This is a genomic window from Aeromonas sp. R1-2 (assembly GCF_040908505.1).
Classification (GTDB): Bacteria; Pseudomonadota; Gammaproteobacteria; order Enterobacterales; family Aeromonadaceae; genus Aeromonas; species Aeromonas veronii.
On sequence record NZ_JBFODU010000043.1, the window covers coordinates 1 to 13,094 of the forward strand.

The following is a 13,094-nucleotide window of genomic DNA, read 5'->3' on the forward strand; positions in this document are numbered from 1 at the left end:
TAATCCGGTGTTTTATGAGGATGAAGTCGATATAGACCTCAATCCCAAATTTGGGGCCGACTGGATGTTCAGAGCGCAGCAAAAGCGGGTTGTCACACCGGGACAGAACGCCAAACATTACCTGGCAGGCGTTCTCCATGCAGGCAACGGAAGAGTGCTTTACGTCAGCGGGATAAAGAAAAACTCATCGCTGTTTATCGCCATGCTGGAAAAGCTGCGTCACCACTACCGACGAGCCAAAACCATCACGCTGATCCTCGATAACTACATCATTCACAAAAGCAAGCAGACCGAGCGATGGTTGAAGAAGAATCCCAAGTTCTGCCTGGTATTCCAGCCAGTTTACAGTCCTTGGGTTAATCACATAGAACGGCTGTGGCACAAGTTGCATGAAACCATCACGCGCAATCATCAATGCAGAAGGATGGCCAACCTGCTGGCTCGAGTGAAACACTTCATGGATACCGTGTCTCCTTTCCCGGGGAATGGCTATGGCACAGCGAAGGTGTAGCACTATTAGGATCAGTTATTTAGTCGTTGGCGTGTGATTTCGGTGGGTAAAAATGTGCAAAGTGTGCAAACCCACCTCAACTTTAACCAACCTGAAATAACCAAACCACACTTGATTCAATGGCTTACGAGTCGTACTATCTCTAGGAAACCGCAGTTTCTGGATTCAAAATCCGCCGGTGAATAACCGTGTCGGTTCGAGTCCGACCCCGGGCACCATCAAATTCATGACAAAAGGCCATCAGAAATGATGGCCTTTTGTTTTTTGGCGTTCCTGCGCATTGGTGCGTTGCTGCTGAGCAGGCAGTACTTCCCGTTACCTCTTGGTATCCCTTCTCTTTTCCCGCTCTCCGTTATTTCATTTCCTTGATATAGCCGCTGACGGCATCACCGCCAGCGGCCTGTCTCTATTGCGGTTTTTTCCAAACCTTGCTGCATCAGAACATGGTTGCCGCACTATCCCAGCAGGGCAAACAGCAGGGTACCGAGGGTGCCAGCGAGTGTCAGCGCGATGATGGCTCTGGGTGTGCCGTGCAGCTTGGTCCACATAAACAGACTGGTGAGGGCGAGCAGCAGCAGGGCCAGGGCGGCGATATCGCCAAACAGCTGCCAGCCGAGGCCGGTACCCATGCCGCGGTGCAGCCGGTTGAGGCTGGCGGCAAAGTTGGCCAGTTGCAGGTCGGTACGTACCAGCAGGGTACCCTCAACATAGCTGGCGGCCACGCTCTGGCTGAGGGTAACGCCGCGCATCTCCCACCTGGCGGGCAGGGTGAGCGGGCCGTTCGGGGTGGGCAGGGTCTGGGCCGGGGTGAGCATGGTTCGCCCGTCGGCAAAGGTATCGGGATAGCGCTGTTGCAGCAGGCTTTTCAGCTGCTCCGGGCTGGCGAGCGGCGCCTTGAGCACTATCTCTTCACTCGATTTGTCGGTGTGGGGGCCGGGGATGGGCAACACAGCACGGTGTTGCAGCCAGAGACCGGTGATGCCGTACATCAGCATCAGGGCAAGGGTAAAAAAACCGGCCCAGGCATGGAGGCGGCGTACCCATTTGTTGTTGTGAAGGGGAACTCTTCTGCGTTTCATCGTGGTTGCTTCATAAAAAAACTGGCCAGCAAGGGCTGGCCAGTCGGGGTGGTTGTCACTGGATCAAAAACGGTAGGACGTAGTCAAATTAACCTGCCGTGGGGAGCCGGGCATGATCTGAGAGGCGCCGGTAGCACTTACGTAGTAGTGAGTGTCAAACAGGTTCTCCATACCGAACTGCGCTTCCCAATGTTGCCAGCGATAACCTGCTCTGGCATCAACGCGAGCATAGCCGGGGAGCACCGTGGTATTGGCATTGTCAGCAAAGCGATCACCCACAGCGGTAACACCGCTCTCGCTGAACCAGCCGAGCTTTCCTTGCTGATAACCGGCAAACAGTTCGCCATTTAGGCGTGATACGCTGCTTGGGCGATTACCCTTATTGATGGAGTCTTCCACCATTTCTGCATCTTGCAGAGCTATGCCGCCGCGGAGATAAACCTCGTCGTTCAGCTGAGCTCGTGTACTGAGTTCGATACCGTCGGTACGTTGCAGGCCAGTCAGGAGAACTGTTTTGTTGTCGTTGGGGTCTGTACGACGCTTGTTGTACATCTCGAGGCGGTAGAACGACAGAGTAGTGGCCAGATGACCATCCAGCCAGTCGCTCTTAACGCCAGTTTCATATTGACGAGTGAACTCGGGATCGAGGTTGTTGTTTTTGTTTCCAACATCATTTAGACCGATCAGGGCGCCGCCGTTAGGCATAAAACTCTTGCTGTAGGAGACATAGAGGGCGTGCTCCTCTACTGGGCTCCATACCAAGCCGGCACGTGGGCTCAATGCACTGTTGGTAATGGTCTCTTCAGAACTCTTGATGTTATCACGGCTATTGACCTCGAAGTGGTCATAACGCAGGCCCAGTAATAGTTGCCAGTCGCCTAAAGTCAGCTGGTCCTGCACATAGGTGCCAGCGCTACGCACTTTACTGCGCTTGTCCGAGTAGGGAGACATCTTGCCGTCATAGGTCGGTAGGGCCTCAGGGTTGTAAAGGTTGAAAGATACAAGTTCAGGACTTTTCCATAGTTTGGGATAACGCTCCTGCCACCCCTGATCGGTGCCGACCAATAGGGTGTGGGCAATGGGGCCACTCTGCAGGTGTCCTTCTACCTCAAGACTGGAGGCGAGATTGCGAGTTTGCAAATCTTGTTGAAAGCGAGTTCGAGTTATTTGCTCACCCTTCATTTTGGTGATGTAGGTATTGTCGAACTGGCTCGAGAGATCGATCAGGCTCAGTTGCTGGCGCACCTGCCAGTCGTCGTTTACATCCCAAGTGAAGCGAGAACGTGCCGACTGTGCCAGATCGTTGATGTAGTCGCGCCGTAAATCGCTATAGACGGCGTCACGTGGCACATCTGCTGGACGACCGTTAAGACCGGGGATACCGCGGTCCGGCGTGCGGTGCGATTCATTGCGTTCGTATTGCAGCAGCCAGCTCAATCGATCAGTGATATCCCAGTTCATGGCTGGTGCCACCATAGTACGTCTGCCGTGCACGCCATTACGGAAGCTGTCGTTGTCTTCCTGAGCGACGTTGAGTCGTAGTTGCACCGCCTCGCTCGGCTCGGCGCTCAGGTCTGCGGCCATGCGTTGGTAATCGTAACTGCCCACGCGTACTGTGACGCTGGACTCCTGCCCTTTCTGCGGTTTTTTGCTGATGCGGTTGATGATGCCGCCGCTGCTACCACGTCCGTAGAGTACTGCTGCCGGGCCCTTTAGCACTTCTACCCGTTCGATATTGCCGAGATCCCGAGTGTACTGCATGTCGTCGCGGAATCCGTCGAGATAGAAATCCGTGCCTGCGCTAAAGCCGCGGATTGTGACGCCGTCGAAGCGGGTATCACCGCTTGCATCAACACCTGGAATGCCGACCAGAGCTTCGCTCAATGTGGGTTGGCCAAAGGCGGTCAGCTCGCTGACCTTGACGCTGTCGATGGTCTGGGGAACCAGCTTGGCTGGCGTATTGGTACGGGTTGCGGTGGCAACTTCCTGATGCTGGGAGCGTTTGCCAACCACAGTCATGGTTTCATCGGTGGCCTGGGCAGTGAAGCCGGTGCCCAGCAGTGCCAGCGAGACCAGCGTTCTGCGAAAGTGAGGGTGCTGCATATTCAATATTGACTCTTTGGATGTCGACCTGACGGCTCGAACATATTGATTTAATTATAATTAGCCTGACCCGCTTAAGCGGGATGCCAATGATATTGATTTTCATTTGCCTGGCAAGGTGAAAATAGAGGGGGGCTGTGGGGGCAGGTTTTACGGTTGGGGAAGCGCGGCTGAAAAGCAGAACCATTGCAGCAAACTGCGGTAATGAAGCGAGAGCAAAAAGGGCGTAGCGGAAGAGAAAGGGGCTAAACGTGAAGAGGTATCCGGCCCGATAGGACGGGCCGGATATCGGACTCAGTGGGTGCGCAGCAGTCGGCGGGTGAGGGGCTGGGCCGCCAGCAGGCGATAGGCCAGCAGAGACGATCCCAGCAGCAGCGGCACCTTGGTGATCTCCCACAGGATGGATGCGCCCTGCGGGCCGAATACGAAGAGCCAGACCACCAGCATCATGTGCAGGCAGTAGATCCCGAGCACTTTGGGAGCCTGACGTTCAAGCCAGCTGCCCTTGCCCCACTCGGGGTTGGCCAGCAGCAGGCCAAACAGGCCGATAGCCCAGGGAAGGGAGCCGAGCAGGAAGTCGTGGCGGGTGAGCGGCACTGCGGCAAAGTGCTGCAGCGCCCAGGCTTCACAGCCATAGAGCGCCACGCCCGCCAGCAGCAGTTGCCAGCCGTTGCGGGCATCGGGCTGCCACTGACGCTGGCGTAGCAGGGCCCCGAGCGCCACAAACAGCAGGGAGAAGAAGGGGCCGTTACGGGTGAGCAGTGGCCACTCGGCGCCCAGCAGCGGCTTGGCATAGGAGCCCCCCAGCAGCGCCAGCAGGTAGAGGCCAAGACCCAGCCAGAGGGCGAGCGATGGTCTGCCAAGCCGGTAACAGAGTGCCAGCAGGGCCACCGCCATGACCAGGGCTGGCAGGAACCAGAGGTGGATCATGCCGCCCACCAGCCAGCCATTGAGGGGGTCGCCGAGCTGGAATTGCCACTGCCCGCGCAGGGAGGCCAGATAGCCCTGTTGCACGGCATCCAGCGGATTGAACGGCACCAGCAGGTAGACCAGACTCCACACCAGCCAGAGCAGCAGCAAGGGGTGGCAGTAGCGCCAGGCAACGGTCAGCGGCGCTTCGCGGCTTAGTCTCGGCTGCAGAAAGTAACCGGCACAGAGGAAAAACAGCGGCACGGCAAAGCGGCATAGCTGGTTGATGGTGCCGCTCAGCCAGAGCCAGGATCCATTTCCCCACAGGGCGGGATTGAACGGATTGGCGAAGGGGGATACATGAATGGTCATCACGGCCAGAATGGCCAGTACCCGCCCGCACTCGATACTGGAAATACGCATGGTGGCTCGTCGTTACAGGGGTTGTGATGGCACGCTAAAATTCTCGCTGCCAGGTTACAACCAATTGATTCTATTAGTGTGATTCACGCTGTTGAGTAGTTACGTTTTGTAACGGGATGGCGGAAGGTGTTACCTGTAGCGGGAACTGGATCCCATTTTTTGGGCGCGCTCATGCAGATAAAAAAAGCGAGGCGGGCGCCTCGCTTGGTTGGGGATCTCGAGCTTACTGGTGAGTCAGCATGTTGCTCTGGTTGGCTGCCAGGGTGGTTCTGCCCGAGCTCTCCAGCCATGTTTTGATCCGCTTGGCATCGGCGACCCGATCGTTGGTGGTCTCGGCATTGAGCAGCACCATGATCACCGGCTCACGATTGACCTTGGTGCCCAGCACCAGACAGCGGCCCGCTTCGCGGATATAACCGGTCTTGGAGAGAGTGAACTCCCATTGCCCTTCGCGGATCAACCGGTTGGAGTTGAGGTAGTGCAACTGGCGCTTGTTGGTGCGCACATAACTCTGCTCGTCGGTGGAGTACTGGCGGATCAGCGGATACGCGGCAGCGGCGACGGCCAGCTTGGCCAGATCCTGTGCGGTGGAGACATTGCGCGGGTTGAGCCCTGTGCTGTCGGCGTAGCGGGTATTCCACATCCCCAGCATGCGGGCCTTGGCATTCATCGCCTCGACGAAGGCGCGCTGGCCGCCGGGATAGTGGCGGGCCAGCGCCGAGGCGGCGCGGTTTTCAGAGGACATCAGGGCGATATGGAGCATTTCGGCGCGGCTGAGTCTGGAGCCGATAGCCAGGCGCGAGCCGGTCCCCTTGATGCGGTCGATGTCGGCATTGGTCACGGTGAGCATTTCGTTGAGGCGCAGGTTGGCATCCAGCACTACCAGCGCCGTCATCAGCTTGGTGAGAGAGGCGATGGGCATTACCCGGTTGCCGTTGCGCTCGGAGATCACCTCGCCGGTTCTGTGGTTGGCCACCACGAAAGCGGCCGAGCTGAGGTTGGGCACATCCCGTCGCTCGAGAAAGCCGCTGCTGCTCTTGCTGCTGGCGGAAAAGGGGTTGGCATGGGCACTGTCCATAGTGGCCGGCAGCATTACTGCGCCAAGCAACAGGGGAAGGAGGGAACGCATCATCATGATCAGCTCTACCGGACGAAATACAGGGATATCTCGCTAAGTTATATGTCGTGAACTGGCGCTTCACAATCATTCTCACCTTGATATTGATAATTTACGGCGTTGAGCGTGCTTTGACGGCGAAGAGAGCGTAAAACAGGTCTCCATAGAGTCTTTTTTTACATTGAAACTATGGGCTGGTCGTGATAGCGAGCGGAAGCCAGCGCTAAAAAAATCGGGACCAGAACAGTCCCGATTGGCATGGAGCATTGCTTACCGTTTAGTGGGCATCTTCCTGCTTGATCTTGAAGCGCATGGCGATCACCACGAACAGCAGCGGGCCAATGATGGTCCAGACGCCGGTGGAGATATCGCCGGAGATAAAGGGGGCGACCACGGTAAAGACGTTGCCGAAGGCGACCAGGATCAGGCTGATGATGGTGGCAAGCAGTACCGAGCCCGCGCTCTTGAAGAAGATCAGGTCCTTGCCCAGCGCCGGGTTGTTGCGATAGCGATACCAGGCGTAGATGAGGAACATGTAGGGCAGGGTCATGCCGACGTTGGTCATGGTGATGATCAGCTCATAGAGGGCGGCGGCCCCTTCCGGGTTGATCAGGGTAAAGATGGACTTGGCGGCAATGAACAGACAGACCACCCAGGCTTGCACCTTGAGGGCTTCAATCCGCACGCCATTCTCGTTCTCGCGCTGGAAACGCTCCGGCCAGAAGTAGCTCGGGGTGCCGGTGATGAACTGGCGCAGCGGCGCGTAGGAGAGGGCGATAAAGGCACCCAGATAGCTCAGGAACATGCCCAATCCGGCAAAGCGCATGAACACCTGTCCCAGCCACTCGCCACCGAGATGGCGCCCCAGCTCCAGCATGATGATGAAGAGGGCGGAGAGAGAGGTGATCCCCTCGGCCGGGAAGTCGCTCCAGCGCATGATGGAGCCGACCGCCAGAAAGCCGATGATGTAGCAGAGCACGATAAAGGCGCCGGAGAGGAAGATGCCGCGCTTGAGGTCGCGTTCGGGATCTTCCAGCTCGTCAGCCACCCCGGCCATCGCCTCGACCCCGCCGTAGGCGAAGATGGCGAACACCATAAAGCCGAGGAAGGGGATGATGTCGTTGAAAGCGGCATTGGGAGAAGCCATCAGCGATGCCTGGGTGAAGGGCTCCTGCAGAGTCATGCCGCTCACCGCGAAGGTGAAGACGCCACCGACCAGCAGCAACACGTTGAGCGCCACTACGGAGAGGCCGCCGATGGCCGCCACTTTGGCGAAGCGGGCGCTGCCCAGAGTGATGAGCTTGGTGACGGTGGCAACCAGCGCGATGGCGACCACACCCAGAATAAAGGGGCCAAAGTCGATGCCGGTGCCCAGGGTGACCGGGATGACGGTGATGTCGCGGCCAAACAGCATGAAGGAGAGGGGCACCCACATGGAGAGCGCCTTGCCAAACATCCAGATGACGTAGGAGGCGAACCACATGGTCAGACCGATAAAGGCGAATCGGGTCGAGACCGAGTGGCGCATCCAGGTAAAGATACCGCCTGCCTCTTTGCGAAAACCGGTGCCGAATTCGATCATCATCAAAATGAACGGGATGAAGAAGAACAGTCCGCCGATCACGAACATCGGAATGGCGGCATATCCCATTCGGTAAAAACCGATCCCGATATTAGTGACGCCAAATACCGATGTTAATATCATCAATATAAAGGCGCCCAACTTCAGCTTTTTTGCCGACATATTAAAAACTCCCTGATGGTGCTGGATTTAAAATAATCAAAAATTAAACAGACGAAACCGGACCCATTAATAACGCGGTAGCGCCATGCCATCCTGCTGTGACGGGCGCGATCGGGTCATCTCTGACCGGGCTGGCTTACCCGTCAGGCGGTCAATGAATGTATGGGCGGAGCGGCATGGTCTGTGCCATGCGCGGTATTGGTCAGCGTTGCCGAAAATTAACTGTGAACGATTTTATCATTAATGCTGCTGGGCAGGTAAGTTTCCCGAATGAAGCTGTGGTTGAAATAAACAGACCTGCCAGTTAATTGATACGTTGCGGATGTAAACATTTACGCCCGGGCCGACACTTATTTCCATTATTGGTATTCGGCATATTTGGCGGAGTGAATTACGCCATCCTGCCTGATAAATACGCACCAATGGCGACAGCGCTTATCCTCCCAGCCGGGTCAGCAGCACGCCGCCAGTGATAATGGCCGCCGCCGTCAGCCGCATGCGCCCGAGCGGCTCTTTCAGTAGCCAGACCGAGAGCAGCATGGCAAACAGCACACTGCTTTCGCGCAGAGCCGCGACCACGCCAATGGGGGCTTGGGTCATGGCCCAGATAACAATCCCGTAGGCGAGCAGTGACATAGCACCTCCGGTAGCGCCAACCAGTGCATATTGACGGATCTGGCGCCATGCGTTGCGTTTCTGGTGGACGATCAGCACCAGCAGCATTGCCAGCCCGGTGCAGGCAAAGAGCCAGAGGGTGTAGCGTACCGGTTCACCTCCTGCGCGGGCGCCGGCTCCATCCGAGAGGGTATAGGTCGCCGTGAACATGGCCGTGATCAGTGCCGCCCGAACCGCTTTGCTGTCAAGGCGCTGCTGCCCGCCTCGCCAGGCCATCAGCAAGACCCCCATGATCAGCACGCAGGCGCCGACGATGCCGCCGTAACCGGGGTAGTCCCCCAGCAATATGGCACTTAACACCATGGCGAGCAGCGGGGCACTGCCACGGGCCAGCGGATAGATCTGGCCAAAATCGCCCTGATTGTAGGCATGACTGAGAAACAGGCAGTAACCGATATGGAGCAGGACTGAGAGGCCGAGCCAGGGCAGCTCGGCAGCAGAGGGAAGCCCCATTGGCAGCAGCGCCACGGCGGCGATAAGCCCTGAGAAGATCGCCACCAGTGACACGCCCACCAGCCGCTCTTCGCCAATTTTGACTAGCGCATTCCAGCTGGCGTGAAGCAGGGCTGCCAGCAGAACGGCAAAAAAGACGGTGGTGCTCATGGGAAAGGACTCTCGGGCGATGGGGGTCAACAGCATACCCGCCCGGAGCCTGATTGGCCGAGATCTTTATCAAGGCTTCGGCTTTGCGGGGTTCGCCTCCTGCGTGGTGGCGTTACCCAGCTGCCCCAGCACCAGTTTGGGATGGGGGTCGGTCTGCAGCGGAATATCCTGCAACTCTGTTCCCTGCTGATGGCGATGGATGATCCCGGCGGCCATCTTGCCCAGCGCCTCGTAGCTGCTGATGGTGCTAACGCTGCAGCCGTGTTCGACGAACAGCTCGGCGCTGCAGATGGTAGGGATGGCAGCTGCGTTGAGTGCATTCAGCAAACGGGGGGCGATGGAGAGCAGATAGCTGTCTGCGGCCAGAAAGACGATGTCGTTTTTGGCATCCTGTTGCAGCCGCTTCAGTTCGTTGTCCAGCCGCCGTGGGTCAGGGGCCATTCGCCAGGTGACCATCTGCCACTGATAGCGTTTCGCTTCATTGAGCAACATATCGGCCACCAGCAGGGTGTTCTGCTCACGGGGGTTGAAGGGTAGCAGCAGCCGTTTTCCGGTGGCCAGATGCTCGCTGGCGTTGGCCAGTTGCAGTGCCATCGGCACCATGTTGCTTACCCCGGCCACCATGCTGTTCTGGGCTTTGTCTTCCGAGAGGATGTCTGCCCCGACCGGATCGGAAACCACATTGAAAATCAGAGGCTTGCGGTTGGCCACCAGACTCTTGGTCATGGTGGTGGCGGTGGTGCCAAAGGTGTAGATGTAGTCGTATTCGGCCAGTTTCGGCAGCATCTGCTGGCGCAGCATGGTTGCCAGCGCTGTACGATCCTGATCGGCGTTATAGGTGGTGATGGTGGCCTGATAGCCAAGGCGGGTCAGCTCTGCCCGAAAGCCCGCTTCGGCTGCGGTTTCACCGCGCCACAGCACCATGGCGATAGAGAGGGCGTGAGCGGGAAGAGCCAGCAGCAACAGCAGGACGAAAGGCAGCCTGACCATGATCATCTCTCCGGCGATACATCTACTGTTGAGCCTAGGCCACTTTCTCCGGTCGTGAGCGACGCTCAGCAAAAAGCGCGATGGCAAGCCATCGCGCTTTTGGGATCCGCAAAACCTCGATTAGAAGTCGTAGCGGGCAGCCAGCTGGAAGTCATCCTTGTTGGCAGTCGCTTTGCCGGCAACGCTGTCCAGATTGTTGATGCGGTACTCGCCAATCACCCGCAGGTTCTTGTTGAATTTGTACTGGGCACCCAGTGTGTAGTAGTCAATGGCATCGGTTTTCTTGCCGCCAGTGACTTCCTGCTCCTGTTTGTTCCACAGGGCCATCAGACCGAAGCCGTTTTCGAAGTTGTAGCCCAGCGCGGCTTCCCAGCCGGTATGGTCGGTGCCACTTTGGACAAAGTCAGAGCCATCGGCATAGCTCAGAGCCGCATAGGCCGCCTTGTTGTCGAACTTGGCAGAGATCAGCCACAGTTTGGCGTCTTCGGTATTCTTTTCCTGACGTTGGCCAACGTTGTAGGCGGTACCCAAAGACAGATTGAACGGGAAGGTGTAAGCCACGGCTGCACCATAGGCTGGGTCAGCTGCGGAGGTCTTGTTGCTGCTCTTGTCTTCTTCTTGGCCGCCATCAAATTTGTAGCTGGCATCAAACTGGAAGCCATTGAACAGGCCGGAGTATTTCAGCACGGAACCGGCGCGGTTGGTGGCGAAGGTGTCGGTCTTGGCGCCCAGCGCTTCGTTGCCGTAGCCGTCGGAGAGGGAGACATCAGTCCAGTCGGCCAGGAAGCCAGGGGCCCCTTTCTGGCGACCGAAAGTCACAGTACCCCAGTCAGCGCCGACACCGGCAAAGGCCAGACGGGTGCGCAGGTTGTCTGTGCTTCCATCTTTACCCAAGGTCTTTTCGCTGTCATTGATGTACATCTGGACTTCGTACTGGGCCAGAGCCTTCAGACCGCTCTGGATCTGGGTCTCGGCCTTGGCACCGAAACGGACAAACTGGTTTGCCCCTTGCTTGGCGCTGTAATCCTTGGTGCCATTGATAGTATTCGGGTTTGTTGTATCGACCCCTTCCTTCTTGTCACCGAAGAATTGACCGGCGTAGATACGGCCATAGAGATCCAGCATGGAGGTGTCATTTTTGTACACTTCAACGGCTTGAGCCTGGAAGGCTGCGGTGAGAGCCAGTGCCACTACAGTCAGCTTTTTCATCTTAATCCCTTGTGGTGTTGCAAGCTTTTGTTTTGAAAACGGGGTCATGCTAGGCAGCGGGGATGACAGCGGGGTGACAGTTGGATGAAGAGTCGATGGCAATTGGGTTGCAATTGGATGAATTGGCTACATTCTTGCTCTCAGCGGCTACTTTTGTGCGCAAAGGTTTGCCCTTGTGGTAGAATGCAGCCCGTTTTCGAGCTCCATAGGTTGGATATGCGATGAGACGTGAACTGGCAATCGAGTTTTCCCGAGTGACGGAAGCGGCTGCACTGGCTGGCTACAAGTGGCTCGGACGTGGTGACAAGAATATCGCTGATGGGGCGGCCGTAGCGGCCATGCGCCACATTCTCAACCAGATCGAGATCGATGGTGAGATTGTGATCGGCGAAGGTGAAATTGATGAAGCGCCGATGCTCTATATCGGCGAGAAGGTCGGTACCGGACACGGCGACGCGGTGGATATCGCGGTCGATCCCATCGAGGGTACCCGCATGACTGCCATGGGGCAGGCCAACGCGCTGGCCGTGCTGGCGGTGGGCGACAAGGGTTCTTTCCTGAAAGCGCCTGATATGTACATGGAAAAGCTGATCGTCGGGCCCAAGGCCAAAGGCGCCATCGACCTGGATCAGGCTCTCGAGCTGAACCTGAAGTCCGTGGCCAAGGCGCTGGGCAAGCCGCTCTCCCGTCTGACCGTCATTACCCTGGCCAAGCCGCGTCATGACAAGGCAATCAAGGAGATGCAGGGTCTGGGCGTGCGGGTGTTCGCCATTCCTGATGGTGACGTTGCCGCCTCCATCCTCACCTGTCTGCCGGACAGCGAAGTCGACATGCTGTATGGCATCGGCGGCGCACCAGAAGGGGTGATCTCCGCGGCGGTGATCCGCGCGCTGGATGGTGACATGCAGGCCCGTCTGGTGCCGCGCCACCGCGTCAAGGGCGACAGCCCGGAAGTGCGAGCACTGGGCGAGCAGGAAATTGCCCGCTGCGAAGCGTTGGGCATCGATGTCAACAAGGTGCTCAAGCTGGAAGACATGGCGAAGAATGACAACGTCATCTTCTCCGCCACCGGCATCACCAAGGGTGATCTGCTGGATGGCATCACCAGCGATGGCGTGATGGCGACCACCGAGACTCTGTTGATCCGTGGTAAATCCCGTACCATTCGCCGTATCAAGTCGATCCATTACTTGGAACGCAAAGACAGCGTGGTACGCGACATCATCCTGTGATGATGGCTCGCTGAACTTCCCGTGTTGTCTGAAGCCCGATCGCCCGTGCGGTCGGGCTTTTTGTTGTGCGCCAGCTACGTTTGTGCCGCCGCTTCGGTTATGGTGGCTCAGACCGTCCCAAAGGAGTGGAGTCTATGGAGTGTCGTAGCGGCTGTGCTGCCTGTTGCATCGCCCCCAGTATCAGCAGTGCCATTCCCGGTATGCCAGATGGCAAACCGGCTGGCGTCCCCTGTATCCAGCTCGATAGCGCCCTTGGCTGCAAGATTTTCGGTCAACCGGAGCGGCCAGCGGTGTGCGGCGGTTTCCGCCCCATGATGGATGTGTGCGGCAGCCATCGCGCCGAGGCCATCTGGCTGATCGGCGAGCTGGAGCGGCTCACCACCTGACGAGTGCAGGGCGAAGAGTGTCTAGTCCTGAAATAGGTTTACACATTTTCAACTAGCATTTCTCCACTCAGAACCCCCTATGTACCGCATCGGGGGTTCTGTATTTCAACGCA

The 13,094-nt window shown here is 57.5% G+C and carries 10 protein-coding genes and 1 pseudogene; 3 read left to right on the forward strand and 8 right to left on the reverse strand.

Annotated elements, in window-relative coordinates:
* Positions 1–511: pseudogene (locus tag AB5Y76_RS15470) on the forward strand (IS630-like element ISAhy2 family transposase); the annotation flags it as partial.
* A 455-nt stretch (positions 512–966) separates the two neighbouring features.
* Here the strand turns inward: AB5Y76_RS15470 and AB5Y76_RS15475 are convergent.
* The 8 genes from AB5Y76_RS15475 to AB5Y76_RS15510 all read right to left on the reverse strand — a co-directional run bounded on the left by AB5Y76_RS15475 (position 967) and on the right by AB5Y76_RS15510 (position 11,363).
* Positions 967–1,590 (reverse strand): PepSY-associated TM helix domain-containing protein, encoded by a 624-nt coding sequence (locus AB5Y76_RS15475; protein ID WP_263719269.1) that lies wholly within the window; start codon positions 1,588–1,590, stop codon positions 967–969.
* Positions 1,591–1,653: 63 nt separating this feature from the next.
* Complete coding sequence (locus tag AB5Y76_RS15480; protein WP_263719270.1) at positions 1,654–3,693, reverse strand: TonB-dependent siderophore receptor; 2,040 nt, start codon at positions 3,691–3,693, stop codon at positions 1,654–1,656.
* Between the two features lie 294 nt (positions 3,694–3,987).
* Complete coding sequence (locus AB5Y76_RS15485) at positions 3,988–5,025, reverse strand: acyltransferase (RefSeq protein ID WP_263719268.1); 1,038 nt, start codon at positions 5,023–5,025, stop codon at positions 3,988–3,990.
* A gap of 223 nt (positions 5,026–5,248) precedes the next feature.
* Complete coding sequence (gene pbpG / locus AB5Y76_RS15490) at positions 5,249–6,160, reverse strand: D-alanyl-D-alanine endopeptidase (protein WP_263719267.1); 912 nt, start codon at positions 6,158–6,160, stop codon at positions 5,249–5,251.
* A 259-nt stretch (positions 6,161–6,419) separates the two neighbouring features.
* On the reverse strand, positions 6,420–7,886 hold the full coding sequence (yjeM, locus tag AB5Y76_RS15495) for a glutamate/gamma-aminobutyrate family transporter YjeM (RefSeq protein ID WP_263719266.1): 1,467 nt from the start codon (positions 7,884–7,886) through the stop codon (positions 6,420–6,422).
* A gap of 435 nt (positions 7,887–8,321) precedes the next feature.
* On the reverse strand, positions 8,322–9,200 hold the full coding sequence (locus AB5Y76_RS15500) for a DMT family transporter (RefSeq protein WP_318528179.1): 879 nt from the start codon (positions 9,198–9,200) through the stop codon (positions 8,322–8,324).
* Positions 9,201–9,233: 33 nt separating this feature from the next.
* Positions 9,234–10,154, reverse strand: coding sequence for an ABC transporter substrate-binding protein (locus AB5Y76_RS15505; protein WP_263719264.1), 921 nt, complete (start codon positions 10,152–10,154; stop codon positions 9,234–9,236).
* A 120-nt stretch (positions 10,155–10,274) separates the two neighbouring features.
* Positions 10,275–11,363: a porin gene (locus AB5Y76_RS15510; protein ID WP_042079640.1), complete on the reverse strand. Its 1,089-nt coding sequence runs from the start codon at positions 11,361–11,363 to the stop codon at positions 10,275–10,277.
* Positions 11,364–11,584: 221 nt separating this feature from the next.
* On the opposite strand from AB5Y76_RS15510, the gene glpX reads away from it, so the two are divergent.
* Positions 11,585–12,595 carry a class II fructose-bisphosphatase gene (gene glpX, locus AB5Y76_RS15515; RefSeq protein ID WP_005336386.1) on the forward strand — a complete coding sequence of 337 codons (1,011 nt, stop codon included), beginning with the start codon at positions 11,585–11,587 and terminating at the stop codon, positions 12,593–12,595.
* 134 nt (positions 12,596–12,729) lie between these two features.
* The gene (locus AB5Y76_RS15520) at positions 12,730–12,981 is read left to right on the forward strand and encodes a YkgJ family cysteine cluster protein (RefSeq protein WP_005336384.1); all 252 of its coding nucleotides are present in this window, start codon (positions 12,730–12,732) and stop codon (positions 12,979–12,981) included.
* Positions 12,982–13,094: the final 113 nt, after the last annotated feature.